The sequence below is a fragment of the Modestobacter sp. VKM Ac-2985 genome, from assembly GCF_026967925.1.
Taxonomy (GTDB): domain Bacteria; phylum Actinomycetota; class Actinomycetes; order Mycobacteriales; family Geodermatophilaceae; genus Modestobacter.
This window is the reverse complement of sequence record NZ_JAPVBI010000001.1, coordinates 798,014-824,084: the sequence shown is the minus strand read 5'-3', so window position 1 is coordinate 824,084 and position 26,071 is coordinate 798,014. Positions and strand designations below refer to the sequence as shown.

Genomic DNA, 26,071 nt, shown 5'->3' with positions numbered 1-26,071 from the left:
GCGGGTAGCTGCTACTCGGCCTCGACCGCGAGCGCCTCGCGGCGCGGCTTCAGCTCGTGCGGCAGCGCGAACACCAGCCGCTCCTCCGCGGCCTTGACCGTCTCGACGTCGGCGTACCCGCGGGTCGCCAGCCAGTCGAGCACCTCGCTGACCAGGATCTCCGGCACCGAGGCGCCACTGGTCACGCCGACCGTGCCGACGCCGGACAGCCAGGACTCGTCGATCTCGGAGGCGAAGTCGACCAGGTGCGAGTCGCGGGCACCGGCCTCCAGGGCCACCTCGACCAGCCGCACGGAGTTCGAGGAGTTGGTGGAGCCGACGACCAGCACCAGGTCGCACTCGGCGGCCATCTGCTTGACCGCCTGCTGCCGGTTCTGCGTGGCGTAGCAGATGTCGTCGCTGGGCGGGCTCTGCAGACCGGGGAACCGGGTCTTCAGCGAGTCGACCGTGGCCAGCGTCTCGTCGACCGAGAGCGTGGTCTGGGAGAGCCAGACGACCTTCTCCGGGTCGCGCACCTGGACGTTGGCGATGTCCTCGGCGCCGTCCACGAGCTGGGTGTTCGACGGGGCCTCGCCCATCGTGCCCTCGACCTCTTCGTGCCCGCGGTGACCGATCAGCAGGATGTCGTAGTCGTCCTTGGCGAAGCGCTTGGCCTCCATGTGCACCTTGCTCACCAGCGGGCAGGTGGCGTCGATGGTCCGCAGCGACCGCTCCTGCGCCTCCGCCTTCACCGCCGGGGAGACCCCGTGGGCGCTGAAGACGACGACCGCGCCCTCGGGCACCTCGTCGGTCTCCTCCACGAAGACCGCGCCCCGGCGCTCCAGCGTCGCCACGACGTGCTTGTTGTGGACGATCTGCTTCCGGACGTAGACGGGGGCGCCGTGGATCTCCAGCGCCCGTTCGACGGCGATGACCGCCCGGTCCACGCCGGCGCAGTACCCCCGGGGATCGGCCAGCAGGACGCGTCCGCGCGGTTCAGCCATTCCCCCATGGTAGGTGGGTCCGCTGCGCCGGACCGGCCCCCGCAGGCCGGAACGGGTGGCGCTGGACACGCCGGGACGGCGCGCGGTCCGCCCGGACGGGGGACGGCGCGCGTGGTCGGGCTGCCGGTGATCGCCACGTGCGGCACCCTGTGCCCCATGGCTCGAGAGATCCCCGAGGTCGTCCGCGCGGCAGCAGGACTGGCCGCCACCGTGCTCGACGAGGCACGCAAGCTCCCCACGACGCTGCCGGGGCTCCCGGTCCGGCTGATCGGTCAGGCCCTGCAGACCTCGCTGCACCTGCAGCAGCAGTACTCCGGGCTCGTGGCCCGCGGCGACGAGGTGCTCACCAGCCTGCGCGGCGACGCCGGGCCGGGGATGGCGACCTTCGACGACGACGTGGACGAGGCGCCGACCGCACGCCCGGCCCGGCCGGCCTCGGCCGGGCGCGGCTCGGCCTTCGACCGGGTCGTCGACCTCGACGACGACCTCGGTGACGAGCCCCCGGCCGAGGAGCTCGCGGACGCGCTGGCCGACGACCTCGCCGCTGCCGACCTGCCGGTGGCCGACCCCGACGACCTCACCGAGGAGGTGGCGGCGGTGCTGGCGGCCAGCGCCGACGACACCGTCGCCGACCTGACCCCTGCCGAGGTCGCCGCACTGCCCGACGACCCGGCCGCCGACGCCGTGACCGCGGTCGTCGACGAGCTGGCCGCCGAGGTCGCCGACGAGGTCGCGGCCGAGGTGCCCGACGCCGTCCCGGACGAGGTGCTCGAGGAGCTCACCGCCGACACCGTCTCCGACGTCGCCGAGGACGAGGCCGAGATCGAGGAGGCGGTCGCCGACGAGCTCGTCGCCGAGCCCGCGGTGCCCGGCACCCCGCCGGCGGAGGTCCTCGCCGGCGCGGTGTCGACGCTGGACGACGTCACTCCCGAGCAGGTGCCCGGGCAGACCCAGCTCGTCGACGACGCGGTGCCCGACGTGCCCGCGCTCGACGACGCGGCCGAGGAGCTGGTCGACCTGGGCGGCCCGGAGGCAGCGGAGAGCGTCGCCCCCGGCAGCGACGTCACCGACAGCGCCGCCAGCGACCCGCTGGTGCCCTCCGACGGGACCGAGCCGGCCGACGACGGGGCTCCGGTCAGCCCGGTCGAGGGCTACGACGCCTTCAGCATCCCCGCGCTGCGGGGCCACCTGCGGGCCTACCCGACCGAGACCGTGGCCGACCTGCTCGACTACGAGCGGGCCACCCGCGCCCGGGCGCCCTACGTGACCCTGCTGCAGAACCGGCTGGAGAAGCTCAGCGCCGACCGCGGCTGAGCGGGCAGCAGGGACGGAGACGGGCAGGGGCAGGGACGACGCAGGCAGGCGAGCAGGAGACGGTGGACGAGCAGGGCACGGCAGGACCGGCGGCGCCGGCACGGCACCGCCGACGCCGCTGGCTCCTGCTGCTGCTCGCCCTGGTGACCGTGCTCGCCGTCGGCGGTGCGCTCTGGCTGCAGGACGGCGGGGAGGAGCGCATCCCGACCGCCGAGGGCGGCCCCGCCACCTTCGCCCCCACCACGACCACCCCGACGCCCCCGCCTCCGCCGCCAGCACCAGCGCCCACGAGCCCGCCGGCCTTCGACCGCGCCCAGCTGTCGATCACCGACCCGGCCAGCAGCTGGGTGGTCGTCAACAAGGCCCGCCCGCTCAGCCCGATCGACGTCGGACCGGCCGACCTGGTCCCGGTCGGGGACGGGTACCAGCTGCGGGCGGAGGCGGCGCAGGCGATGGACGCGCTGATCAGCGCCGCCGCGGCCCAGGGACTGGACCTGAGTGTGCTGAGCGCCTACCGGCCCTACGAGTACCAGGTGGGGCTCTTCAGCGCCCAGGTCAGCCGCTTCGGCGAGGAGCGGGCCGAGGTCCAGGTGGCCCGGCCCGGCCACAGCGAGCACCAGACCGGGCTCGCGGCGGACGTCGGCGGGGGCGGCTGCGACATCGAGAGCTGCTTCGCCACCACGGCCGAGGGCCAGTGGGTGGCCGCGCACGCCCACGAGTTCGGCTGGCTCGTGCGCTATCCCGACGGCCGGCAGGACGTGACCGGCTTCAAGTACGAGCCCTGGCACCTCCGGTACGTGGGCGTCCCGCTGGCCACCGAGATGCAGCGCACCGGGGTCCTGACCATGGAGGAGTTCTTCGGGCTCCCCGCCGCCCCGGGCTACCCCGGCTGAGCCGGTCCCGGCCCGGGCCCGCGAGGGCCGCGGAGGAGGGCGCCCGCCGTCTGGCAGGCTCGGGCGGGTGACCAGTCCGTCGTCCCCCGAGTCGCCCTGGCCGGTGCGCACCGTGGCCCGGAAGGTGGCCGAGTGGATCGGCCGGCTCGGCGAGGTGTGGGTCGAGGGGCAGGTGGCCCAGCTGTCCCGGCGCGGCAACGCGGCGACGGTCTTCCTCACCCTGCGCGACCCGGCCGCGGACCTCTCGGTGCCGGTCACCTGCCACCGGGACGTCGCCGACCGGCCCGGCCTGGAGCTGACCGAGGGCTCCCGGGTGATCGTCCGCGCCCGCCCCGACTACTACGTCGCCCGCGGGTCCTTCTCGCTGCGCGCCACCGAGATCCGGGCGGTGGGCCTGGGTGAGCTGCTGGCCCGGATCGAGCGGATCCGCCGGCTGCTGGCCGCCGAGGGCCTGTTCGACGTCGTCCGCAAGCGCCCGCTGCCCTTCGCCCCCGCCGTCGTCGGCGTCATCACCGGGCGGGACAGCGCGGCCGAACGCGACGTGCTGGTGACCGCCCGGCGACGCTGGCCCGCGGTGCGCTTCGCGATGCACAACTGCGCCGTGCAGGGCCCGACGGCGGCCGAGTCGGTGATCGCCGGGCTCCAGCGGCTGGACGCCGACCCGACGGTGGAGGTGATCGTGATCGCCCGCGGCGGCGGGTCGGTCGAGGACCTGCTGCCCTTCTCCGACGAGGGCCTGGTCCGGGCGATCGCCGCCAGCCGCACCCCCGTCGTCACCGCGGTCGGGCACGAGACCGACACCACGCTGGTCGACCACGTGGCCGACGTCCGGGCAGCCACCCCCACCGACGCCGCCCACCGGGTCGTCCCGGAGATCGGCGAGCAGACCCGGCTGGTCGAGGGGCTGCGCGCCCGTGCCCGGCACCTGCTGGGCAGCCGGCTGGAGCAGCAGGAACGCTGGCTGGAGTCGGTCCGCAGCCGCCCGGTGCTCGCCGACCCGCAGCGGCTGCTGGCCGGCCGGGCCGACGACGTCACCGCGCTGCGCGCCCGGGCCACCCGCACGCTGAGCCACCGGGTGGAGGGCGCCGAGCGAGACCTCGTGCACGCCCGAGCGCGGGTCGCGGCGCTCTCCCCCGCGGCGACGCTGGAGCGCGGCTACGCGGTGGTCCAGCGGGCCGACGGCGAGCTGGTCCGCGACCCGGCCGGGGTGGCCGACGGCGAGCGGCTGCGGGTCCGGGTGGCCGGTGGCCGGCTCCCGGTGCGGGTCGACCGCACGACCGCCGGGGAGGATGGGGAACCGTGACCGAACAGCCCGAGCAGGCCGTTGAGCCGACCCAGACCTACGAGCAGGCCCGCGAGGAGCTCGCCGACGTGGTGCGCCGGCTGGAGTCCGGCGGCCTCACCCTCGAGGAGTCGCTGGCGCTCTGGGAGCGCGGTGAGCAGCTGGCCGAGCTGTGCCAGCACTGGCTGGACCGGGCCCGGGAACGCCTGGCCGCCGCCGCTCCCCCCGCTCAGGACCCGGGGGCGTAGGGCTCCAGCGAGCCGGCCAGCGTGGTCAGCTCGTCCTCCGTCGCCGAACCGGTCACCACCAGCGTGGCACCGTCGGCGACCCGGGTCAGCACCGTCTCCCCGCGCTGGGTCTCCAGCCGCTCCCAGGTCTGCCCGTCGACCTGTTCGGTGCCGTCGGCGACCGCCCCGTCGAGGACCTCGGCGACCGCGGGGGCGCCCGGGTCGTCGCTGATGACGTAGGCGGCGTACTCCTCGCCGGGGGTGAACCAGCCGATCTCCAGGGTGACCGGGTCACCGGCCTGGACCGACCCGGCGTCCGTCCGCACGCTCGTCGACCGCCACCCCTCGGGCAGGTCGGTCGGCACCAGCAGCTCGTAGCCGGCCAGCTCGGCGACCGACCGCTGCGCACTGGTGGAGTCGACGTCGCGAACCGGGTCCTCCGGGTTCTGCCGCAGGGCGGTGACCCCCACGATCACCAGGCTGAGGACCACCAGGGGCAGCAACGACCGGATCATGTTGGCCGGGGTGAAGCGCAGCATCCGGTCGCTGGCCGGGGACGCGGCGGGGGCGGGACCGCCGGCGTCGGGCGACGCGCCGGTCGCGGCATCGGTCACGGTGGCGGAGGGCTGGGCGGGCCGGGGCTGCTCGCCGTCCTGGCCGGTGTCGGGCATGCCCCTAGGATCGCAGCACCGCTCCACCACCCCGCTGGGCAGCGTCGCCCGACGGCTCTCAGGAGGTCCCGTGTCCCTTCCCATGCCCGACGGCCCGCTGAACGCACGGCGGGCCTCGACGCTGCGCGCCGACCGCCCGGCGCCGGACCGCAACCTGGCCCTGGAGCTCGTCCGGGTCACCGAGGCCGCCGCCCTGGCCGCCGGCCGGTGGGTCGGTCGCGGTGACAAGAACGGTGGGGACGGCGCCGCGGTCGACGCCATGCGCGCCCTCATCGGCACGGTGCACATGCGTGGCGTCGTCGTCATCGGGGAGGGCGAGAAGGACGAGGCCCCGATGCTCTACAACGGCGAGCACGTCGGCGACGGCTGGGGCAACGACTACGACGTCGCGGTCGACCCGATCGACGGCACGACGCTGATGGCCAAGGGCATGCCCAACGCGATCGCGGTGATGGCGGTGGCCGACCGGGGCGCGATGTACGACCCGTCCGCCGTCTTCTACATGGACAAGATCGCCACGGGGCCGGCCGCCGCCGACGTCGTCGACATCACCGCACCGGTGGCGGACAACATCCGCAAGGTGGCGAAGGCCAAGAGCAGCTCGGTGGGCGACGTGACGGTCTGCATCCTGGACCGGCCGCGGCACGAGACCCTGGTCCGGGAGGTCCGCGAGGCCGGCGCCCGGATCAAGTTCATCACCGACGGCGACGTCGCGGGGGCGATCGCCGCCGCCCAGGAGGGCACCGGCGTCGACCTGTTGATGGGCATCGGCGGCACGCCGGAGGGGATCATCACCGCCTGCGCCCTGAAGTGCATGGGCGGTGCGCTGCAGGGCCGACTGTGGCCCAAGGACGACGCGGAACGGCAGCGCGCCCTGGACGCCGGCCACGACCTGGACCGGGTGCTCCTGATCGACGACCTGGTGGGCGGCGACGTCTTCTTCGTGGCCACCGGCATCACCGACGGCGAGCTGCTGCGGGGGGTGCGGTACCGCGCCGGCGGGGCGACCACCCAGTCGCTGGTGATGCGCTCGCGCTCGGGCACGATCCGCTCGATCGAGAGCCTGCACTCGCTGGAGAAGCTCAACCAGTACTCGGCCGTCCCCTTCGGCGACGACGAGGCCTGAACCGCCGGCCCGCGCCGCCCGGCTCAGCCGGCGGGCGGCGGGGCCGACCGGCGTTCGGCCAGCCGGTCCAGGACGGCCCGCCAGCGGCTGGGCGACTCCCCCGGCGCCAGGCTGCGGAGCTTCAGGTCACCGAAGACCGTCCAGCCCCGGACGACGACCCGCGGGGTCCCCGGGAGCCGCGGCACCGGCGCCAGCTGCGTCTTGCGGTCACCGAAGACCGTCCAGCCCTCGATCTCGGCGGCCACGCCCTCGCTGACGATCACCTCGACGTCACCGAAGACCGTGCCCAGCTGCAGCGCCACGACCTCCTCGGAGGTGCGCAGCCCCCGCAGGTCGATGCGGACGTCACCGAAGACGGTGCTGGCCCGCTCCGGCACGCTGGTGGTGGCGGTCAGCTTCACGTCGCCGAAGACGGTGGCGATGGTGCCCGTCGTCCGCTCACCGACGACCTCCCCGAACGCCGGGACGGCGGACGTCGGCGCGGGCAGGTCGGTGAGCAGCTCCTCGAGGTCGGCCGTCGTCACCGCGGCGTAGGCGACGTCGGCCCGCTGGGTGAACTCGTCCACGTTGATCCGCCCCTCGCCGAGGGCGGTCTGCAGCCGGGTGACGACCGCATCGCGCTCGGCGTCGGACGCGCGGACCACGGGCACCCGGTCGGGGTCCCCGTCCTGTTGCTGGCTCATGCTGCGGACCCTAGCCGCGGCGGGCGTCCGCATCGATCGACCCCGGGTCGAAGTGGTCCAGGAACTCGGCCACCGGCCTGCCGAACCAGCGGTGGGCACCCTTGACGACCTCGGGCGACCAGTCCCACCAGCCGACGCGGAGCAACCGCGCGGCAACGTCGTCGGGGAACCGCGTGCGGATCACCCGGGCGGGCACCCCGCCCACCACGGAGTACGGCGGGACGTCGGACACCACCAGCGCCCGGGCGCCCACGACGGAGCCGGTGCCGACGGTGACCGCTCCGAGCACCGCGGCCCCGTGACCGATCCACACGTCGTCCCCGATGACCAGCCGCTCACCGGTGGCGCCGGGCGGTGGCTCGTCGTACGGCTCGTCCGGCACCAGGATGCCGATCGGGAAGGTGGACGCCGTCTGCTCGCGGTGCAGGCCGCGCAGGCCCAGGCCCAGCTCGGTGCCGTCCTCGTCGTACAGGCGTCCCCCCGGCAGCACGACCCGGACGTCATCGGCGATCGAGCAGTACGCGCCGATCTCGATCTGGTCCCGTGCCGAGTAGGACGAGAAGCTCGTCGAGGCGCCGGCGTAGGTGCCCGGGCCCATGGAGGTGTTCGGGGCAGCGGGACGGCGGATGGGCTGCTTGAGGACGCCGGCCTCTGCGCACCCGATGACGGGCACGCCTGCGGCTCCGGCCCGGCGGACGAGCTCGGGCACCGGATCGGTGCCGGCGGCGTCCGACGCCGTCCAGAGTCGGCGGATCAGGTGTGCCGGGCCGGCGAGGTGGGGCGCCGGGTCCTCCGGGCGGGCGAGCACCAGCGCACCGTCCCGATCCGCTGCAGCCGCCATGCGGGCGATCGCCGTGGGGACCGGGCAGCCATCGGACCCACCGATCCAGAGGATCCCGGCGTCGGGGACCTCATCGAGTGCACGGGTCAGCGCCCTCGACCGATCGACCTTGCCCGTGCGCACCCGCCGGGCGCCGTCCACCGTCCGCAGGAAGTCCGCGACGTCCTGCCGCCCGGAGCTGTCGACCACCAGGACGTCGACGTCCCCGCCGGCTGACTCGGCCGCGTCCACGGCAGGGACGAGAGCGTGCACCGAGGCTTGGACCGCACTGACCCGGGTGTCGGCCACGAAGACGACGCACAGCTGCATGCCGGCGACGCTAACCGGGAAGCGGGGTGCCCTCCGGGAGCGCGGCCGTGGCGTGGCGCCACCCCCACCCGGGCGAGCCCGGGTGGGGGTGCTGTCTAGGGTCCTAGCCGCGAGACCCTTCCCCTTCCCCCACCTCCGGGAGCGCAGCGTGGCCACCGACACCGACGGCGCGGAGTACCGCATCGAGCACGACTCCATGGGGGAGGTCCGCGTCCCCTCGTGGGCGAAGTGGCGCGCGCAGACCCAGCGGGCCGTGGAGAACTTCCCGATCTCCGGCACGCCCATCGAGCGCGAGCTGATCGGCGCGCTGGCGGCGATCAAGGGCGCGGCCGCCGGGGTGAACGCCTCCCTCGGCGTGCTGCCGCAGGACGTCGCCGACGCCGTCACCGAGGCGGCGGCGACCGTCGCCCGGGGGGACTGGGACGCCCACTTCCCGATCGACGTCTTCCAGACCGGGTCGGGCACCTCGAGCAACATGAACACCAACGAGGTCATCGCCACCCTGGCCACCGAGGCCCTCGGCTCGCCGGTGCACCCGAACGACCACGTCAACGCCTCGCAGTCGTCCAACGACGTCTTCCCCTCGGCCATCCACGTCGCCGCGACCGGTGCCATCGTGCGCGACCTGGTGCCCGCACTGGAGCACCTGGCCGGCTCGCTGGAGCGCAAGGCCACCGAGTTCGCCCAGGTCGTCAAGAGCGGCCGCACCCACCTGATGGACGCCACCCCGGTGACCCTGGGACAGGAGTTCGGCGGCTACGCGGCCGCCGTCCGCTACGGCATCGAGCGGCTGCACGCCTCGCTCCCCCGGATCGGTGAGCTGCCGCTGGGCGGGACCGCCGTCGGCACCGGCATCAACACCCCGCCCGGTTTCGCCGCGGCCATCATCGAGCGGCTGGCCGGCGAGCTGGACCTGCCGCTGTCGGAGGCGCGCGACCACTTCGAGGCGCAGAGCTCCCGGGACGCCCTGGTCGAGGGCTCCGGCCAGCTCAAGACGATCGCCGTCGGACTGATCAAGATCGCCAACGACCTGCGGTGGATGGGCTCGGGCCCGCGCACCGGCCTGGGCGAGATCGCCCTGCCGGACCTGCAGCCGGGCAGCTCGATCATGCCGGGCAAGGTGAACCCGGTGATCCCCGAGGCGGTGATCCAGGTCGGCGCGCAGGTGATCGGCAACGACGCCGCCGTCACCTACGCCGGCACCACCGGCGTCTTCGAGCTCAACGTGACGCTGCCGCTGATGGCCCGCAACGTGCTGGAGTCGATCCGGCTGCTGGCCAACGTCAGCCGGCTGCTGGCCGACCGCTGCGTCGACGGCGTCACCGCCAACGTCGAGCAGTGCCGCACCTACGCCGAGTCCTCCCCCTCGATCGTCACGCCGCTGAACAAGTACATCGGCTACGAGGAGGCCGCCAAGGTCGCCAAGCAGTCGCTGGCGGAGCAGAAGACGATCCGCCAGGTCGTGGTCGAGCGCGGCTACGTGGAGCAGGGGAAGCTCACCGAGGAGCAGCTGGACGCCGCCCTGGACGTGCTGTCGATGACCCACCCCTGACCCCCGCCCAGCAGCAGGAGGTCCGGCGCGTCAGCCGCGCCGGACCTTCTTGTGCCGGGAGCTGTGCAGTGGTCCACCCGACAGCACCACCTTGACCGGCACCTTGAACCCGGCCAGCTGACCGGCGCAGACCTGACGCATCCGTCTCTTGACCTGCTCCACCGGCTCGGGCCGCTCCAGCACCACGGTGGCCACGACGATCTGGCCCAGCAATCCGTGCTCCTCGCCGTGGACGGCGACGTCCTGCACGTTCTCCACGCCCAGGACCACGCCCTCCACCTCAGCCGGGTAGACCTTCTGGCCCCCGACGTTGATCAGGTCGGTCACCCGGCCCAGGACGCGGAACCAGTCGCCGTCGACCTCCACCTCGTCCTGGGTGTTGAACCAGCCCTCGTCGTCGAACTCCGAGGGTGCGTTGAGGTAGCCCACCATGGCGTAGTCCGACCTGATCCACAGGACGCCGTCCACGACGCGGGTCTGGAAGCCCTCTCCCCCGATGCGCATCCACAGCGATCCGTCGTCGCGCGACTCCGACCGCAGCACCCCCACCTCGGACAGACCGTAGGTCTGCTGCAGGACGACCCCGGGGAAGGCGGCGCGCACCCGGTCCAGGGTGGCCTGCGGCATGACCTCGGTGCCGTACGTGATCCGGGTCAGCGACGAGAGGTCGTGCTCCCGGTGCGCGTTCGACGCCATCAGCAGGGTCAGGAACGACGGGGTCGCCGGCAGCAGCTGCACCCGCTCGCGAGCGATCGCCGCACAGATCGACGCCACGGACCGGTCTGCCACCGTGACGACCCTGCCCAGGCTGGACGTGATGGCCAGCAGCGTGTTGATCCCGCCGAAGTGGTCCATCATCAGGAACGGGATGGCCACCACCGGGGCCCGCTGCCGGCGGAACTTCTCAGCGACGCGTGCGAAGTCGTGCAGCATGCCCTTCGGGCGCCCGGAGGTCCCGGACGAGAACAGCACCAGCCCCGGCGACCGCCGGGCCCGGAACTCCGTGAGCAGGGCGCTCTCCGCAGCCAGTCCGCGGTGCTCGATGGCGGCCAGCGCCCCCTCGTCGTCGAAGCGGACGTACCAGTCGCACCCGGACACCCCGAGGGCCACCGACTCCTCGACGACCGAGGCCGGCGTGAGCGGGACGACGGTGCACCGCCGCTGGACCAGTGCCAGGAGCATGCAGAAGACCTCGGGCGAGTAGTCCCCCACGACGGCCACGGTGTCGCCGGGACCGACCTCGCGCTCCTCCAGCCGCGCGCCGAGCTCGGCCACGGTCGCGACGACCTCGCCATAGCTGACCGACCGCCCCTCGTGGACGAACGCGGTCCGGTCGGGAGCGGTCCGGAACCGCTCGATCAGCCACTCCACGACGAGCTCAGGCCCTGGCCTCGACGAGCTCGCTCAGCACCAGCTTGATCAGCGGGTAGGAGGTGATGGAGCCGGCCTCCTCGTCCGGGATCTGGATGCCGAACTCCTCCTCGAGGGCCAGCACGAGGGTCAGGTGCCGCAACGAGTCCCAGCCGGGGACCGTGTCCATGCTGCTGCCGGGACCGATCTCCTCGGCCGGCACGCGGAGCACGGTGGCCATGACGTCAGACAGCTGCTGCTCATCCAAGGGAACTCATCTCGATCCATGCTGGGGGTGGGGTGTGGAAGTCGTGTGCGTCGATGCGGTACGAGCGGGAGCCGTCGTCCGCCTCGGTGGCGACGTGCAGTCCCAGGCGGTCGTAGAAGTCGGCCACCTGGGTGTTCTTGGCGCTCGGGACGAAGTCGGCGTGGAGTTCGTGGCAGCCCCGCTCGATCGCATCCACCACGATCTGCGGCCAGACGGAGGTCTCCACGCCGCGGCCGATGACCCGGCAGCTGAGGAAGAAGGCCTCGACGTACGCCCGGTCACCGTCGTACCGGAGCACCGCTGCGCCGGTCAGGCCGGCAGAGCCGAACGTGTCACCCACGACCAGCGAGTACACGGCGTGCTCCGGGCTGGCGACCAGCCGTTCCACCTCGGCGGTGCTGTAGCGACGCGTCGTCAGGTTGAACTGGTTCGACTTCTGGGACAGCTCGCTGACCCGTGCCGCGTCGCCCGGGAGGTCGCGCCGCAGCTCCACGGTCAGCTGCAGCGACGCCAGGTAGGTCTCCTGGTCCACCGACCGGGCCTGCAGCTGCTGGGCCTGGGCCCGCCTGCGGTACTGCTCGGTCTTGTCCCGGCTGTCCGTCGTCGTCCCCCCGGCCAGGAACAGCTCCGCCACCCGGTGGACGACGCGCGGGTACTCCGAGAGCGTCCGGGGCACCTGGACGGTGGTCACCATGGGCAACTGCTGTCGCACCGCCTCGCACTCGAACGGCGAGTCGTCGAGGAAGACCATGCTGTCCAGGCCCACGCCCAGCTCGGTGGCGAGTGCCCGCAGGTTCGCCGGCTTGTCGTCCCAGTTGATCCGGGTCGCGACGAAGTCCTCGGCGCGCAGCACCATGTCCGGGTGCCGGTCCAGCACCTCGTCCACGTCGTCCGGGTTGTTCTTCGTGCACAGCGCCAGGAGCACGCCCTCGTGCCGGAGCGCGGCGATCTGGTGCTGCACCCGCCAGTAGACGCTGCCCGGGTGGTCGTGCGGGCTCAGGCCGACACCGGTCGGGGAGTCCTCGCCCACCACGCCACCCCACAGGGTGTTGTCGCAGTCCAGGACCAGGACCTTGTGGAAGTGGGCACCGAAGCCGCGCGCACCGGCTGTGATCCGCCGTGCCAGCTCGTCGAGGAACGCACCGGTGTAGGGAGCTCTGCTCCGGAGGTGGAAGCGGTGGTCGAAGGCCGCCCTGCGGCCGACCGTGCTCACGACGTCCTGGGTGTCGACCACCCGGGTGTTGGAGAAGCCGGCCGCCTCCTCCCGGAGGGCGGCATCGAACCGGTGCAGCACCGTGGCGACGACGTCCCGGCCGCCGAGGTCCACCGGGCTCCCGAGGCGGTGGAAGGAACCGACGAAGACCGAGTCCATCTCCCGGGCCGCTTCGAACGCCAGCCGGTACCGCGAGCGCAGGCTCTCCTCGAGGACGTCGACCGCCCCTGGCTCCAGGTTCGGCAGCTGGGCCTCGAACGACGGCAGCAGACCGTCGAAGAAGGGCAGCAGGACGACGTGCCGCACCCCCGCGGCCCGGAATCGCTCGACGTCCCCGATCGGGTCGTCGAAGTTGCCGGGCACGATCTCGACTCCCGTGCCTGCCAGCAGCCCGTGCCGGCGCAGGTACACGCCGAGCAGGTCCACGGTCGCCGACGCGGACACCCCCACCCGGACCGTCCGCTCCTGCGGCTGCTGCTCCAGGGTCTCGATGGCCCGGAGCAGCTGGGTCAGGGTGCTGGTGTCCGCGGCGAGCACGGCCAGGGCCTCGTCGGGATCGGTCCTGGTGCTCACCGCATCACCGACCCACCGTTGACGGCGACGGTGTCTCCGGTGATGAAGGCGGCGTCGTCGGACACCAGGTACGCCACGGCCGCGGCCACGTCGGCCGGCCGGGCGAGCCGTCGCAACGGCGTCTGCCGCGCGGCCATCAGCTGCACCTTCTCGGGCACGTCCCCGATCAGGGGCGTCTCGGTCATGCCCGGGGCGACGCAGTTGACGGTGATCCCCTGCGGGCCCAGCTCGGCCGCCATGTACCGGGAGAAGACGGCGAGCGCTCCCTTGGCCATCGCGTAGCCGGTCCAGGTCGACGACGGCGGGCCGTCCAGGACCTGGGAGGTGACGTTCACGATGCGGCCCCAGCCTCGTTCGCCCATGCCGGGGGCCACGGCGCGGGTCATCGCCAGCGCGCCCTTGACCGAGACGTCGAGCTGCGCCTGCACGTCCGCCCACCCGAGGGTGGCCAGGGGCTTGGGGTTGATCCGCGGAGAGGCGTTGTTGACCAGCACGTCCACGGCACCGAACTCCCGGACAGCGGCCCGGAAGAGGGCCTCGGCGCCGGCATCGGTGGAGATGTCGGCGCCGACCGCGAGGGCACGGGACCCGCCGCCGGCGTTGATCTCGGCGGTGACGTCGGCTGCCCGGTCGGCCCGCTGGTGGTAGTTCACGACGACGTGGAGGCCGTCCGCGGCCAGGCGCCGGCAGACGGCCCTGCCGATGCCGCCGGCGCCGCCGGTCACGATGGCCACCCGCGGCCGTTCCCGCGGCGCGTCCTCGACGGCAGGTGCCGACGGGGTGAGCACCTTGACCCGGCCCTGCCCGCTCAGCACGAGCTGCTGGTTCTGGTTCACGATCCGGGTGTCGAGGTCCAGCAGGCGGTCGCGCTCGTGCTTGCCGACCACGGTGGCGCTGACCGTGAGCTCGTCGCCCAACCGCACCGGCAGCAGGAACTCCATGTTCTGGGAGAGCCACAGAGCCCCGGTACCGGGCAGCTGGGTGCCGATCACGGTGGAGAGGAACGACGCCCCGAGCATGCCGTGCACCACGACGTCCTTGAACGCCGTCGTCTCGGCGAAGGCGGGGTCGACGTGCAGCGGGTTGTCGTCACCGGTCATGTCCACGAAGCGACGGACGTCCTCGGCCGTGATGGTCCGGACGAGTGAACGGCTGTCGCCGACGGTGATGGCCGCGAAGTCGGCGAACACGATCAGCTCCTCTCCGCGGCCGGCAGCTGCCAGCGCCACACGGACGCACCGAAGGTGAACCCGGCGCCGACGGCCGCCAGCACGACCAGGTCCCCGTTCTTCACCAGGCCGCGCTGGACGGCCTCGCTCATCGCGATCGCCAGGGACGCCGAGCCGGTGTTGCCGATGCGCTCCACGTTCGTGTACGTCCGGGACAGGTCGAAGCCCAGCTTCCGCACGAGGTACTCGATGAGGCGCAGGTTGGCCTGGTGGAAGATCAGGAAGTCGACCGTCGAGAGCTCGATGCCGCTCTTCTCGCACGCGCGGCGGACCACCTTCGGGAGATGGGTGATCGCCTGCTTCCAGGTGGCGATGCCGTTCATCTCCATCAGGTCGACCGCCGGGTCGAAGGTCCGCCCCTGCAGCGGGAAGGAGGAGCCGCCGCCGCGCATCCGGACCGACTCGAAGTTGGAGCTGTCGGTGTGGAACGCCGAGGACCGGATCCCGTCCTCCGGGTCGGCGGCACGGCTCAGCACTGCCGCACCGGCCCCGTCGGCGAGGTAGATCGCCGTGTTGACGTCCCGCCGGTCGATGTAGCGCGAGAGGAACTCGACGCCGATGACCAGGGCGTGCCGCACGGCCGGATCGGCCTTCATCCGGTCCGCAGCGATGGTCAGCCCGGTGACGAAGCCGGTGCAGTTGGCCTGCACGTCGAAGACGTGCGCGTTCGTCGCCCGCAGGTCCCGCTGCACCCTGGCCGACAGCGGCGGGAACACGTAGTCACCCGAGAAGGTGCAGGCGATGATCAGGTCGACCTCGTCCGCGTCGACGCCGGCCATGGCCAGCGCCCGACGCCCGGCCTCGACGGCGTAGTCGGCCGCCGACTCCTCGGGCTCGGCGATGTGCCGCTGGGTGATGCCGGTCTTCTCGACGATCCACTCCGGCGACACGTCCAGGCCCTGGCACAGCGTCGCGTTGTCCTCGACCCGGACGGGCAGGTGGTGCCCCACACCGGAGATGGTGACGGCGGCGGTCATGCGTCCACCGTGCCGAGGAAGGCGGTCAGGGCGTGGTTCCCGGTCCGGACCGTCTCCCCGTCGGCCGGGTCGCCGTGCCCGGGGTAGACCATGCGCTCGGCTGTGAGCCGCGGCCACAGGCCGCGGATCGTCGTCCGCAGTGCGTCGCGGTCCTCACCGGGCAGCGAGTTCAGTCCCACGCCGCGGGAGTAGAGCGTGTCTCCGGTGAACCACGCACTGCCCAGCTCCAGCACGCACGAACCGGGCGTGTGCCCGGGCGCTGGGAGGAACCGCAGCCGCCGCCCGGCGATGTCGGTGCAGAAGTCGTCGTCCACCCACGTGACATCGGCAGCCTGCACCCGATGCGGGATCTGCAGGGCCATCAGCAGGAAGTTCGAGGACCGCATCGTCCGGCTGTCCGCCCGGTGCAGGAAGACCTCGCAGTCGTACCGCTCCCGGAACCAGGCGGCACCGCCGGTGTGGTCGAAGTGCCCATGGGTGCAGAACACCTGGTGCGGCCGCAGGCCGAGCGCGCTCAGCTCGGCGTCGATGGCCTGGCTGTCCAGGCCCGGGTCGACGAGGATGCCGCCGCCGGGGACGTCTGCCTCGCAGAAGTAGGCGTTCGACGGGAACACGCCGCTGGTGACCCGCCACACGGCTCCGGCGCCCCAGTCACCGACGCGCGTCGCCACGTCAGTTCGCCCCGCCCAGGTAGATGGTCTGCGCGGTGACGTAGGAGCTCCGTTCGGCAGCCAGGAAGTCCAGCACGTTGAAGACGTCGTCCGGTTCGGCGAGACGTGGCAGCGGCAGCCCGGCCACGACCTGGGCGACCTTCTCCTGCGGCAACTGGGCGAGCATGTCGGTCGCGATGGCGCTCACCGCGAGGGTGTTGCAGGTGATGTTCAGCGGTGCGAGCTCCCGGGCCATCACGTTCGTCATCGTGGTGAGGCCCGCCTTGGTGGCGGCGTACATCGAGTCACCGATCGGCTCGAGGCTCACTGCCATGGAGCTGATGCTGATGATCCGGCCCCATCTCGCCCGTCGCATCAACTTGGACGCCTCCCGGGAGACCAGGAAGGCACCGAGCAGGTTCGTGTCCAGCATGGCCCGCGCTGCGGACGGGGCCATGATCATCGAGTACTGCGAGGTCAGCACCGCGGCGTTGTTGACCACGATCTGCAGGGAGTCGGTGACCTTCCTCAACTCTGCGAACCCGGCCACCACGGACGCGGGATCACCGACGTCGACCCGGAAGTGCACGTAGTCCGGGTGGTCGATGGTCGACTCCCCCCGGGCGAAACCGGCGACGCGGCCACCGTTGCGCAGGACGTGCTCCGCCATGAGCCGGCCGAGGCCCCGGCGGCTGCCCGTGACCAGGACCCACTTGCCCTCGTACCCGGAGGCGGTCACGCCGGTTCGGAGAGCAGCTCCACCACGTAGGCGGTCAGCGACTCGACGTCGGTGTAGGGCGAGGTCTCCTGGCTCATGGCACGGTCGTCGGTGAGGCTGATCGTGCGGCCGGATGCCGCGGAGACTGCCTCCTCCACGTCGACGATGACCGAGACGAGGGCGAGCGAGTCGAGCTCGGCGTCGGCGCCGAAGAGCCGTGTCCGCGGGCCGACGACGAGCTCGTCGTCCGCGCCACGTTCGTCGTTGAGGGTCTCGAGGGCGTGCAGGACCATGCCCTGCACGGCATCGTGGTCCAAGCGGTGGTCCAGCATGGGGAGTTCCTCCGGGGAGTAGGTCATCGGCTGCGGGCAGCGGCGATGAGTGCGTTCATGCGCGGCAGGGTCGTCGTGCGGTAGTCCTCCACCAGCAGGCCGAGGAGGACGGCGTCCTGGAACCGGCCGTCCAGGAGGAGGTGGTCGCGCAGCCGGCCCTCTTCCCGCATGCCGAGGAACTTCTGCCACTTGAGCATCAGCTTGTTCTCGGCGGCCACGGTGCCGCACACGCGGACCAGGTCGAGGTCGTCGAACGCCAGCCGGTAGAGCAGTTTCATGGCCTCCACGGCGGCCGGGACACCGTGGACGGCGACCTCGTCACCGATCAGGAACCGCCCGGGTTCACCGCGGCGGTCCACCCGGTCGATGTCGGTCAGCGACACCATGCCGACCGGGCGTGCGTCGGCGAGCTCGATGATGAAGTTGTGCTCGGCGACCGGGCGAGCAGCGATCCAGTCGGCCTGCTCCTCGACGGTCCGGGCCCCCGCGTTGAGGAACCGTGCCCTGTCGGCACTGCGCCAGCGGAAGGTCAGCTCGGCATCCGCGACCCTCAGCGGGCGCAGGTTGACGAACTCCCCTCGGAGCACCCTGTCGTCGATGGCCATGGAGTTCGACACCCGCTCAGCAGACGACGAACGCGGCGGCCAGCGGGACCGGCACCCCGGGCGCCGAAGGTCGGTAGGCCGCGCCGACGAACGACTGTTCCAGGGTGAAGCCGGCCTCGACCAGCTGGGCCAGCACGTCGTCGGGAGCCCGGTAGAGATGGATGTGGTCAGCGTGCGCGGCGTTGAGCGCAGCCGTGATGAACGCCTTGCCGCCCGGGGCCATCGTCGCGCGCAGGCCGCGGAGGAAGGCGACCGGGTCCTCCAGGTGCTCGAGCACCTCGACGCAGACCAGCCAGTCGGCCCGGGGGTCGATGGGCTCGACGGTGACGTCGCGCAACTCGACCTCGTACCGGTCCCCGACTCCCAGTGCATCGAGATGCGCCTCGGTGAACTGCTTCGAGAACGGGCTGATGTCGAAACCGGTCCCCCGTACGTCCGGGAGCCGGCGGAGCAGGAAGCCAGAGTACAACCCCGTGCCGATGCCGACCTCGACGAAGGAGGACGCGCCGGCCACCCGCATGGCGTCCACGAAGGCGCTGTCGAAGAACTGGAGCTGCCGGTAGTGGTGCGGCCAGAGGAAGTGCGACAACAGCAGGCCCGGCAGGTACTCCTGCATCATGTGCTGCTCGTTGAAGTAGACCTCGCTGGCCGCCTCGTCGTAGGTCTTGGGCCGGTACTGCCCCTCGACCTCGAAGGCAGCCTGCAACCGCATCGACTGCATGGCGAACGCCGCGTATCCCCTCACGGCCCCGGCGACCGCATCAGCCGTGGGGAACAGGGCGCCGACGACGGACTCGAACTCATCGGCCCAGCGAGTCCCGAACAGAGCGACACTGCGGTCGACGATGTCGGCAGCGAACCGGTGCCTCACCCGCAGCGCCTCGTTCATGCACACCAGTGCGGGGTGCGCCTGGCGGTCGAGGCGGGCCACGGCCGGCCTGTCCGCCGTCTTCGTGTCGGGCATGGCACCCACCATGGACGACGTCGTCCGCGGACACGGGGAGGCGAGAGGTTGCGCCGCCCCATGCACCCGGGGAGTCTCACCATCCCCATCAGGGTGTTCCCGGTCTCGGACGTAGGGGCCGCTGCCGATGACCGAGGGGTGACCAATGCAGCCCGTCGTTCACTCATCCCGGGCCGTCGTGCAACGGACTGGACCGCCGGTCCTGTGGGCGACGGAGCCGGCTGCCGGATCATCGACCTGCCCCGGGTCACCGACCCGCGGGGGAACCTCACCTTCGTCGAGGGCAAGGCGGAGGTGCCGTTCGACATCAAGCGCGTCTACTACCTGTACGACGTGCCGGGCGGGGAGTCCCGGGGCGGGCACGCCCACCGCGGACTCCAGCAGTTGATCGTGGCCGCGGCCGGCAGCTTCGACGTCGTCGTCGGCGACGGCACCACGACCGCCAGGTTCCACCTCAACCGCTCGTACTACGGGCTGTACCTGCCGCCGTTCACCTGGCGGGAGCTGGGCAACTTCTCCTCGGGGAGCGTGTGCCTGGTGCTGGCCTCCCAGGTCTACTCCGAAGACGACTACTTCCGCGACTACGACGAGTTCCTGTCGGCCCGGCACGAGGCCGAGGTCGCGGGCATCGCTCCCCTGCCGGCAACCGCCCGATGAGCCACACCGCGGTGCGCACCCCCATCCCGTTCCTGGACCTCGTGGGGCTGCACGAGGAGATCCAGGACGAGCTCGAGGAGGCTGCCCTCCGGGTCGTCCGCAGCGGGCGGCTCCTCCTCGGCCCCGAGTTGCACCGGTTCGAGGAAGAGTGGGCGGTTGCCGTGGGCGCACGCGCCGCGATCGGCGTCGGCAGCGGTCTGGACGCCTTGTCACTGGGGCTGCGGGCGCTGGGCGTCGACCCCGGCAGCGAGGTCCTGGTGCCATCGCACACCTTCATCGCCACCTGGTTGGCCGTCGTCCACGTCGGCGCCGTACCCGTGCCGGTGGACGTCCTCCCCGGCACCGCCGGCTGGGACGTCGACGCCCTGGCGGCCGCGGTCACCTCGCGGACCCGGGCCGTCCTGCCCGTGCACCTGTACGGCCATCCCGTGGACCTGGACCCCGTGCTGCGCCTCGCCGCGCGCCACGACCTGGTGGTCCTGGACGACGCGGCCCAGGCCCACGGCGCCCGCCTCCTCGACCGGCCGATCGGCGGCCTCACCCACGCCACGGCGTGGAGCTTCTACCCGGGGAAGAACCTGGGGGCGCTCGGCGACGGCGGCGCGGTGACCACGTCGGACCCCGAGACCGAGCGTCGGCTGCGCTCACTGCGGAACTACGGGTCGACGACGAAGTACCAGCACGACGAGGTCGGCTGGAACAGCCGGCTGGACGAGGTCCAGGCAGCCCTGCTGTCGGTGAAGCTGCGCCGACTCGACGAGCACAACGCGCGCCGGGCGGCAGTGGCCCGCCGGTACGACGAGGGCCTGGCCGACCTCGACCTGGTGCTCCCCGAGGTGGCCCCGGGAGCGACGTCCGCCTGGCACCTCTACGTGGTGCGCACGCCGCACCGGGACCGGCTGCAGGAGCACCTGAGCGGCTGCGGCGTGGAGACCGGCGTGCACTACCCCGTCCCACCGCACCGCCAGGCCGCCTTCGCCGGCACACCGGTCGCGCTGGCGCACCTGCCGGTGGCCGACACGCTCTCCCGCGAGGTGCTCAGCCTGCCGATGGGTCCCACCCTCAGCCCTGCCGACCAGGAGTTCGTGATCGACGCCGTCCGGTCCTTCCGCCCCTGACCCAGACCGGTCACGGTCCGGGCCCGGGGTGCCGATGACAGGGCCCGGAGCCAGGTGGAGGAACTCCCCTCGCCTGCGACCTGGAGGCCCCCGTGTACCGACCCCCGGCCGACACCCTCCGGGTGCTCAGCGAGAACCGTCTGCACTACAGCCGGTTGCTGGACCTGGTGCGCCACCACGCAGCTGCGGGCGACGTGGAGCGCGTGCTGCGCAGCGCGACGGTGGCGGCCCGCCATGCCTGGCACGCCCCGAACGGACTCCTCAGCGACCCGGCTCTCGAGCGGCTCGTGGTGTCGTCGGTGCAGGGCACCGGGCGGACGACCGTGGACGGCACCCGGTCGGCCGGGCGTGTCCTGCACGTGCTGTCCGAGGCCTACTCGGTCGGCGGCCACACCCGACTCGCCTGGCGGTGGATCTCACGGGACCACCGCCGCAGCGACATCGCTCTCACCAACCACTCGGGTCCGGTGCCGGAGCAGATCGAGGCGGCGGCGACCGCATCGGGCGGACAGGTGACCGACCTCCGCTCGGCCTGCGGCACCCTCCTGGAGCGGGCCACGGCGCTGCGCGGCCTGATCGACCAGGCCGACCTCGTCGTCCTGCACGTGCACCCCTACGACGCCGTGGCGCTGGCCGCCGTCAGCCTGCCGGGCGTGCGACCCCCGGTCGTGCTCGAGGACCACGCGGACCACGCGTTCTGGCTGGGCACCGCGGCGGCCGACGTCGTCAGCAGCTTCCGCCCCTTCGGTCAGCGACTGGCAGCCGAGCTGCGGGGCGTGCCGGCCGAGCGGTCCGTGCTGCTCCCGCTGCCGGTCGATCCGGCCGAGGCCGGACTGCCGCGGGATGAGGTCCGTCGCGTCCTGGGCCTGCCGGAGGACGCCGTCGTGGGTCTCACCGTGGCCGCTCACAACAAGCTGGCCCCGCTGTGGGGCCGGGGCATGGACCACCTGCTGGACCGGGCGCTCACCTGGTGCCCGCAGCTGGTCGTCCTCCTCGTCGGCGCGCCGCCCGCCGGGCCCTGGGCACGGCTCGCTGCGCGCCACCCCGGCCGGCTGCGCGCCCTTGGCCCGGTGCCGGATGCAACGCCCTACTACACCGCCGCCGACATCTACCTGGAGTCCTACCCGACCCGCGCCGGCACCTCGGTGCTGGAGGCCGCACTCCTCGGGCTGCCCGTGCTGACCCTCACGGATCTCCCCCCCGACGACCTGATCAACGTCTACCAGGCCGACATGCCGGGGATGGTCGGTCAGCCACGCGCCACGACCCCTGAGCAGTACGTCCACCAGCTGCGCGCACTCGTTGCCGATCCTGAGCTCAGGGCGAGCCGTGGGGCGGCCGTGCGGTCGTCCGTGGCCGCAGTGCACTGCGGTCCCGGGTGGGTGGCTGCGCTCGAGGCGCTGTACGCCCAGGCGCGCAGCAGCTCCGCCGTCGACGCGGCGGACCTCGGGCCCGCCGTGGAGGACCAGCGGTACGGGGCCATGCTCGTGACGTTCACCGCGGGGGCCGGCGCCGTGAGCCCCGACCCACAGCTCGCCCTCCAGCCGGTGGAGCACCTCGGCGACGAGCGGCTGCAGGCGGACCTCTTCGCACTGGCCCACCGTGATCGGGGGGGCTCGCTCACGGTTCGCTGCGCACCGGGCTGGCACGACCAGCCGGACTGGACGTCGCGCCTCCTCGTGCTCGCGTCGGACCACCCTCGTCTCTCGGTCAGCCTCCCCTTCGCGGCCGACGACGACGTGGCCGGGTCCCGGAGCACGGCTGTCCTGGTCGACCTGCTCCGTCGTCTCGGCCAGACCCCCGAGGACTGCGGGGACATCGACGTCTCCTCGTCCGACCCCCGCGACGCCGTGCCCCGCGTGACCGGCGAGCTCCCCCTCACGGCCGAGGCCCTCGACTGGCTCGAGCACCTGCTCGCCTCACCCGGGTGGGGTCCCGGACCGGAACCGGTTCGGGCGACGACCGTGCTCGCCACCGCCTGATCGCCGCGCGCGAACCGACACGACGGACCGGGACGGGGACCCTGCGCGCTGCTCCTGGCCCCGGGAAGCAGTAGCGTCCAGCACTGATGAGCGAGACAGCGAGCACCCCAGACGTAGCCCTGCGCTGGCCCGGCGGCGAACTGCCGCTCCGGGTCGTCCCCGCGACCGAGGGGTCCGAGGGAATCGACACCAGCAAGCTGCTGGCCACCACCGGCCAGGTCGCCCTGGACATCGGGTTCGTGAACACCGCGTCCTGCACCTCGGCGATCACCTACATCGACGGCGACCAGGGCATCCTGCGGTACCGCGGTTACCCGATCGACCAGCTGGCCGGCAAGGCGAGCTTCCTCGAGGTCTCCTACCTGCTGATCTACGGCGAGCTGCCGACGGCCGACCAGCTGGGGGAGTTCGACCAGCGGATCCGCCGGCACACCCTGCTGCACGAGGACCTCAAGGGGTTCTTCAACGGCTTCCCGCGCGACGCGCACCCGATGCCGGTGCTCTCCTCGGCGGTCAGCGCGCTGTCGACCTTCTACCAGGACTCGCTCGACCCCTTCAACCAGCAGCAGGTCGAGCTGTCGACCGTGCGCCTGCTGGCCAAGCTGCCGACCATCGCCGCCTACGCCTACAAGAAGTCGATCGGGCAGCCGTTCCTCTACCCGGACAACTCCCTGGGCCTGGTGGAGAACTTCCTGCGGATGACCTTCGGCTTCCCGGCCGAGCCGTACGAGGCCGACCCGGAGCTGGTCAAGGCGCTGGACATGCTCTTCGTGCTGCACGCCGACCACGAGCAGAACTGCTCCACCTCCACGGTCCGGCTGGTCGGCAGCTCGCAGGCCAACATGTTCGCCTCCGTCTCGGCCGGCATCAACGCGCTGTTCGGCCCGCTGCACGGCGGGGCGAACCAGTCGGTGCTGGAGATGCTCGAGGCGATCAAGGCCGACGGCGGCGACATCAACCGCTTCGTCGCGCGGGTGAAGGACAAGGAGCCCGGCGTCAAGCTGATGGGCTTCGGGCACCGGGTCTACAAGAACTACGACCCGCGCGCGGCCCTGGTGAAGGCGACCGCCGACACGGTGCTGGACAAGCTGGGCGGCAACAACGAGCTGCTCGACCTGGCCCGGCAGCTGGAGGAGATCGCGCTCTCCGACGACTACTTCGTCGAGCGCAAGCTCTACCCGAACGTCGACTTCTACACCGGCCTCATCTACCGGGCGATGGGCTTCCCGACCCGGATGTTCACCGTGCTGTTCGCGATCGGCCGGCTGCCCGGCTGGATCGCCCAGTGGCGGGAGATGATCGAGGACCCGGCCACGAAGATCGGTCGCCCGCGGCAGGTCTACACCGGCCCGGCCGAGCGCTCCTTCGTGGAGCTCGACAACCGGTAGCCGCCGGATCGCACCACCCGAGGCCCCGCCGTCCTGTTGGACGGCGGGGCCTCGTCGTCTCCCCCCGAAGGGGTGAGCTGCACCCCCCGAACCGGTGAGGGACCTCCACCGGCCCGGCTGGCACGTCGATGGGATCAGGACAACGGACGCCACCTGGCGACCGGGCCGATCCGACGCAGCTGGGGGGACGACGGTGTCTGCAGCACGCGCGCAGGCTCCTGCGCCGCGGCCCCGTGCCCGCTCCACCGGCCAGCCCCCCCGGACGGCCCCGGTGCGGAAGGCCCCCGCACGGAAGGCCCCCGCCCAGCAGGTCCCCGCCCGGAAGACGCCCGCGAGGAAGCCCGCGGTCGGCACTCCCCAGGCCCGCCAGACGACGGGGCGGAAGACCGTCCCCGCCGGCCGCCGGCCGGCTCCGGCCACCCGCCGACCCGCGCGCGGCCGCACCCCCGGTGATCCCCGGCGCTGGTGGCACCGCCTGGCCGTCGTCGGCGGTGCGACGCTGGCCCTGATCGGCGTCCTGGCCGTCAGCGCCCAGCCGCCCACCGAGGCCGGCCAGGTGCCCGCACCAGCCGCCGCCGGTGAGGTGGCAGCCATCGCCGCCACCCTCGCGGACGCGGCCGCGCGCCACCGGGCCGCGCTGGCCGAGGCGGATGCGCTCGACGACCAGGCACAGCAGGCCCGCGACACCGGCGCGGCCGCCCTGGCCAGGGTCACCGCCGACCGGGCTGCCGTCGGTGCGCACGCGGCCACCGCGTACCGACGCAACCCGGAGGAGCGCTGGCCGCTGGCACAGCTCTCCCTGCACCAGCCCGGGTCGACCTCCGACGTCCTGCACGTGCAGGGCCTGGCCGAGCAGCTGGCCGAGCGGCAGGACCGCTCGGTCGCCCGCGCCGCCCTGGCTGCCGTGCAGGCGGCGCAGCACACCGACACCGCCGCAGCGGCCGAGGCGGCCGCGGCGCAGGCGCGCGGCCGGGCCGCCGACGTGCTCGCCGAGGTCCGCACGATCGTCGCCGACCTCGACCCGACCGTGAGCGCCCAGTGGGCCGCGCTGTCGACCAGCGCCGCCGCGGCCGACCAGCAGGCGCGCAACACCGCCGCGCTGGCCGGCTGGCAGGACCACCTGGGACGGCTGGCTGCCGCCGGGGTCACCCCGCCCCCCGCCGCGGACCTGACCGACCCCGGTGCGCTGCCGACCGGCCTCGCCGCGCTGCGCGACGCCACGGGCGCGCCGGTGCCCGGCACCGCCACCACCTACGCGGCCGGGGGCACGCTGACCGTGCTCTCCGCCGAGACCGTCGCTGCGGTCAGCGCCGGCTTCGCCCAGCTCGGCAAGCCCTACCTGGTCGGGCAGCAGGGACCCGACGGCTACGGCTGTGGTGGGTTCGCCGCGACCGCGTGGGCGCAGGGCGGCATCGGGCTGCCCGCCGACCTGCCCGGGCAGTGGGCGTCGGGCACCCCGGTCCCGGCCGGCCAGCTGCAGGTGGGCGACCTGGTGTTCAGCACCGACCCGCGCAGCGGGCTGGACGACGTCGGCCTGTACCTGGGCGGCACCAGCGTGCTCTCCGCCTCCTCGGACCAGGGGCAGGTGGCGGTGCGCGAGCTGTCCGACCTGAGCACCGCCGTCCGCGTGACGGTGCCGCCGGCCACGCCCGCGCAGGTCCCGGTCACCGGCCCGGTCTCGGCGACGTGCAGTGCGCCGCTGCCGGCACCGGGGAGCACTCCGGGTCCGGTGACCGGCGCCTGGGGCGGTTGGGCCAACGGACAGATCCCGGCCGACCAGCTCTGCTCGATCGGCGGGGGGCACCGGCTGCGCTGTGACGCGGCGGCCGCCTACCGGGCGATGTCCGCGGCCTACGCGCAGGCCTTCGGCGCCCCGCTGTGCATCACCGACTCCTACCGGTCCCTCGACGCACAGGTCGACGTCCACCACCGGAAGCCGCGGATCACCGCGGTGCCGGGGACCTCCAACCACGGCTGGGCCCTGGCGGTCGACCTGTGCGGGGGGATCAACGCGTTCGGCACCGCGCAGACGGCGTGGATGCAGCTCACCGCGGGACACTTCGGCTGGCTGCAGCCGGACTGGGCACGCTCGGGCGGGCAGAACCCGGAGCCGTGGCACTGGGAGTACGGCGACCTGGGCTGAGGAGCCGAGGACCACCCAGCGGG

25 protein-coding genes are annotated in these 26,071 nt (G+C 73.0%); 11 read left to right on the top strand and 14 right to left on the bottom strand.

Annotated elements, in window-relative coordinates; all coding sequences use genetic code 11:
• Nucleotides 1-11 precede the first annotated feature (11 nt).
• Nucleotides 12-983: a 4-hydroxy-3-methylbut-2-enyl diphosphate reductase gene (locus tag O2V61_RS03805; protein WP_269181996.1), complete on the bottom strand. Its 972-nt coding sequence runs from the start codon at nt 981-983 to the stop codon at nt 12-14.
• A gap of 156 nt (nt 984-1,139) precedes the next feature.
• Here O2V61_RS03805 and O2V61_RS03800 point away from each other — a divergent pair, with 156 nt between their 5' ends.
• The 4 genes from O2V61_RS03800 (at nt 1,140) to O2V61_RS03785 (ending at nt 4,720) form a co-directional block, all read left to right on the top strand.
• Nucleotides 1,140-2,297, top strand: a complete 1,158-nt coding sequence (locus tag O2V61_RS03800) for a lipid droplet-associated protein (RefSeq protein WP_269181995.1) — start codon at nt 1,140-1,142, stop codon at nt 2,295-2,297.
• 62 nt (nt 2,298-2,359) lie between these two features.
• Nucleotides 2,360-3,190 (top strand): M15 family metallopeptidase, encoded by an 831-nt coding sequence (locus tag O2V61_RS03795; RefSeq protein ID WP_269181994.1) that lies wholly within the window; start codon nt 2,360-2,362, stop codon nt 3,188-3,190.
• Between the two features lie 67 nt (nt 3,191-3,257).
• Entirely contained in the window at nt 3,258-4,493 is a 1,236-nt protein-coding gene (gene xseA / locus O2V61_RS03790) for an exodeoxyribonuclease VII large subunit (protein WP_269171935.1), read from the top strand.
• Nucleotides 4,490-4,720: an exodeoxyribonuclease VII small subunit gene (locus O2V61_RS03785; protein WP_269171936.1), complete on the top strand. Its 231-nt coding sequence runs from the start codon at nt 4,490-4,492 to the stop codon at nt 4,718-4,720. Before xseA ends, O2V61_RS03785 begins: the two co-directional genes overlap by 4 nt.
• On the opposite strand, the gene O2V61_RS03780 is transcribed toward O2V61_RS03785, so the two are convergent.
• Nucleotides 4,702-5,370, bottom strand: a complete 669-nt coding sequence (locus tag O2V61_RS03780) for a DUF4245 domain-containing protein (RefSeq protein WP_269181993.1) — start codon at nt 5,368-5,370, stop codon at nt 4,702-4,704. The two genes, O2V61_RS03785 and O2V61_RS03780, sit on opposite strands and share 19 nt — an antisense overlap.
• 70 nt (nt 5,371-5,440) lie before the next feature.
• Between O2V61_RS03780 and glpX the strand changes: the two genes are divergently transcribed.
• Entirely contained in the window at nt 5,441-6,496 is a 1,056-nt protein-coding gene (gene glpX, locus O2V61_RS03775) for a class II fructose-bisphosphatase (protein WP_269181992.1), read from the top strand.
• Nucleotides 6,497-6,519: 23 nt separating this feature from the next.
• Here glpX and O2V61_RS03770 read toward each other — a convergent pair whose 3' ends face one another.
• Nucleotides 6,520-7,179 (bottom strand): DUF1707 SHOCT-like domain-containing protein, encoded by a 660-nt coding sequence (locus O2V61_RS03770; RefSeq protein ID WP_269181991.1) that lies wholly within the window; start codon nt 7,177-7,179, stop codon nt 6,520-6,522.
• Between the two features lie 10 nt (nt 7,180-7,189).
• Complete coding sequence (locus tag O2V61_RS03765; protein WP_269181990.1) at nt 7,190-8,329, bottom strand: CatB-related O-acetyltransferase; 1,140 nt, start codon at nt 8,327-8,329, stop codon at nt 7,190-7,192.
• A 148-nt stretch (nt 8,330-8,477) separates the two neighbouring features.
• Here O2V61_RS03765 and O2V61_RS03760 point away from each other — a divergent pair, with 148 nt between their 5' ends.
• Entirely contained in the window at nt 8,478-9,881 is a 1,404-nt protein-coding gene (locus tag O2V61_RS03760; protein WP_269181989.1) for a class II fumarate hydratase, read from the top strand.
• A gap of 30 nt (nt 9,882-9,911) precedes the next feature.
• Here the strand turns inward: O2V61_RS03760 and O2V61_RS03755 are convergent, their stop codons facing one another.
• Genes O2V61_RS03755 through O2V61_RS03710 form a run of 10 tightly spaced genes read right to left on the bottom strand, consistent with a single transcriptional unit; the run spans nt 9,912 to nt 18,760 of the window.
• Entirely contained in the window at nt 9,912-11,252 is a 1,341-nt protein-coding gene (locus O2V61_RS03755; RefSeq protein WP_269181988.1) for a class I adenylate-forming enzyme family protein, read from the bottom strand.
• Nucleotides 11,253-11,259: 7 nt separating this feature from the next.
• On the bottom strand, nt 11,260-11,499 hold the full coding sequence (locus O2V61_RS03750) for an acyl carrier protein (RefSeq protein ID WP_331254203.1): 240 nt from the start codon (nt 11,497-11,499) through the stop codon (nt 11,260-11,262).
• On the bottom strand, nt 11,492-13,285 hold the full coding sequence (locus tag O2V61_RS03745; RefSeq protein ID WP_269181987.1) for an HAD-IIIC family phosphatase: 1,794 nt from the start codon (nt 13,283-13,285) through the stop codon (nt 11,492-11,494). The genes O2V61_RS03750 and O2V61_RS03745 overlap by 8 nt, the downstream gene beginning before the upstream one ends.
• The gene (locus tag O2V61_RS03740) at nt 13,282-14,475 is read right to left on the bottom strand and encodes an SDR family oxidoreductase (RefSeq protein ID WP_269181986.1); all 1,194 of its coding nucleotides are present in this window, start codon (nt 14,473-14,475) and stop codon (nt 13,282-13,284) included. The genes O2V61_RS03745 and O2V61_RS03740 overlap by 4 nt, the downstream gene beginning before the upstream one ends.
• A 2-nt stretch (nt 14,476-14,477) precedes the next feature.
• Nucleotides 14,478-15,491, bottom strand: coding sequence for a 3-oxoacyl-ACP synthase III family protein (locus tag O2V61_RS03735; protein ID WP_269181985.1), 1,014 nt, complete (start codon nt 15,489-15,491; stop codon nt 14,478-14,480).
• Nucleotides 15,488-16,162 (bottom strand): MBL fold metallo-hydrolase, encoded by a 675-nt coding sequence (locus tag O2V61_RS03730; protein ID WP_269181984.1) that lies wholly within the window; start codon nt 16,160-16,162, stop codon nt 15,488-15,490. The genes O2V61_RS03735 and O2V61_RS03730 overlap by 4 nt, the downstream gene beginning before the upstream one ends.
• A gap of 1 nt (nt 16,163) precedes the next feature.
• Entirely contained in the window at nt 16,164-16,880 is a 717-nt protein-coding gene (locus O2V61_RS03725) for an SDR family NAD(P)-dependent oxidoreductase (RefSeq protein WP_269181983.1), read from the bottom strand.
• On the bottom strand, nt 16,877-17,218 hold the full coding sequence (locus O2V61_RS03720) for a hypothetical protein (RefSeq protein WP_269181982.1): 342 nt from the start codon (nt 17,216-17,218) through the stop codon (nt 16,877-16,879). The genes O2V61_RS03725 and O2V61_RS03720 overlap by 4 nt, the downstream gene beginning before the upstream one ends.
• Nucleotides 17,215-17,796, bottom strand: a complete 582-nt coding sequence (locus tag O2V61_RS03715) for a GNAT family N-acetyltransferase (RefSeq protein WP_269181981.1) — start codon at nt 17,794-17,796, stop codon at nt 17,215-17,217. Before O2V61_RS03715 ends, O2V61_RS03720 begins: the two co-directional genes overlap by 4 nt.
• A 16-nt stretch (nt 17,797-17,812) precedes the next feature.
• Nucleotides 17,813-18,760, bottom strand: a complete 948-nt coding sequence (locus tag O2V61_RS03710) for a class I SAM-dependent methyltransferase (RefSeq protein WP_269181980.1) — start codon at nt 18,758-18,760, stop codon at nt 17,813-17,815.
• Nucleotides 18,761-18,964: 204 nt separating this feature from the next.
• Here O2V61_RS03710 and O2V61_RS03705 point away from each other — a divergent pair, with 204 nt between their 5' ends.
• From O2V61_RS03705 to O2V61_RS03685, 5 genes are all read left to right on the top strand, one after another.
• Nucleotides 18,965-19,417, top strand: a complete 453-nt coding sequence (locus O2V61_RS03705) for a sugar 3,4-ketoisomerase (RefSeq protein WP_269181979.1) — start codon at nt 18,965-18,967, stop codon at nt 19,415-19,417.
• Between the two features lie 11 nt (nt 19,418-19,428).
• A complete protein-coding gene (locus O2V61_RS03700) occupies nt 19,429-20,535 on the top strand; it encodes a DegT/DnrJ/EryC1/StrS family aminotransferase (RefSeq protein WP_269181978.1) in 1,107 nt (368 codons plus the stop codon).
• Nucleotides 20,536-20,627: 92 nt separating this feature from the next.
• A complete protein-coding gene (locus O2V61_RS03695) occupies nt 20,628-22,517 on the top strand; it encodes a hypothetical protein (RefSeq protein WP_269181977.1) in 1,890 nt (629 codons plus the stop codon).
• A gap of 86 nt (nt 22,518-22,603) precedes the next feature.
• Nucleotides 22,604-23,905, top strand: coding sequence for a citrate synthase (locus tag O2V61_RS03690; RefSeq protein WP_269181976.1), 1,302 nt, complete (start codon nt 22,604-22,606; stop codon nt 23,903-23,905).
• A gap of 271 nt (nt 23,906-24,176) precedes the next feature.
• Entirely contained in the window at nt 24,177-26,048 is a 1,872-nt protein-coding gene (locus O2V61_RS03685) for an NlpC/P60 family protein (protein WP_269181975.1), read from the top strand.
• Nucleotides 26,049-26,071 lie beyond the last annotated feature (23 nt).

Coding starts and splice junctions, on each gene's coding strand:
- O2V61_RS03805 (WP_269181996.1), bottom strand. CDS start 983: ATGGCTGAACCGCGCGGACGCGTCCTGCTGGCCGATCCCCGGGGGTAC.
- O2V61_RS03800 (WP_269181995.1), top strand. CDS start 1,140: ATGGCTCGAGAGATCCCCGAGGTCGTCCGCGCGGCAGCAGGACTGGCC.
- O2V61_RS03780 (WP_269181993.1), bottom strand. CDS start 5,370: ATGCCCGACACCGGCCAGGACGGCGAGCAGCCCCGGCCCGCCCAGCCC.
- O2V61_RS03770 (WP_269181991.1), bottom strand. CDS start 7,179: ATGAGCCAGCAACAGGACGGGGACCCCGACCGGGTGCCCGTGGTCCGC.
- O2V61_RS03765 (WP_269181990.1), bottom strand. CDS start 8,329: ATGCAGCTGTGCGTCGTCTTCGTGGCCGACACCCGGGTCAGTGCGGTC.
- O2V61_RS03735 (WP_269181985.1), bottom strand. CDS start 15,491: ATGACCGCCGCCGTCACCATCTCCGGTGTGGGGCACCACCTGCCCGTC.
- O2V61_RS03720 (WP_269181982.1), bottom strand. CDS start 17,218: ATGACCTACTCCCCGGAGGAACTCCCCATGCTGGACCACCGCTTGGAC.
- O2V61_RS03715 (WP_269181981.1), bottom strand. CDS start 17,796: ATGGCCATCGACGACAGGGTGCTCCGAGGGGAGTTCGTCAACCTGCGC.
- O2V61_RS03710 (WP_269181980.1), bottom strand. CDS start 18,760: ATGCCCGACACGAAGACGGCGGACAGGCCGGCCGTGGCCCGCCTCGAC.
- O2V61_RS03690 (WP_269181976.1), top strand. CDS start 22,604: ATGAGCGAGACAGCGAGCACCCCAGACGTAGCCCTGCGCTGGCCCGGC.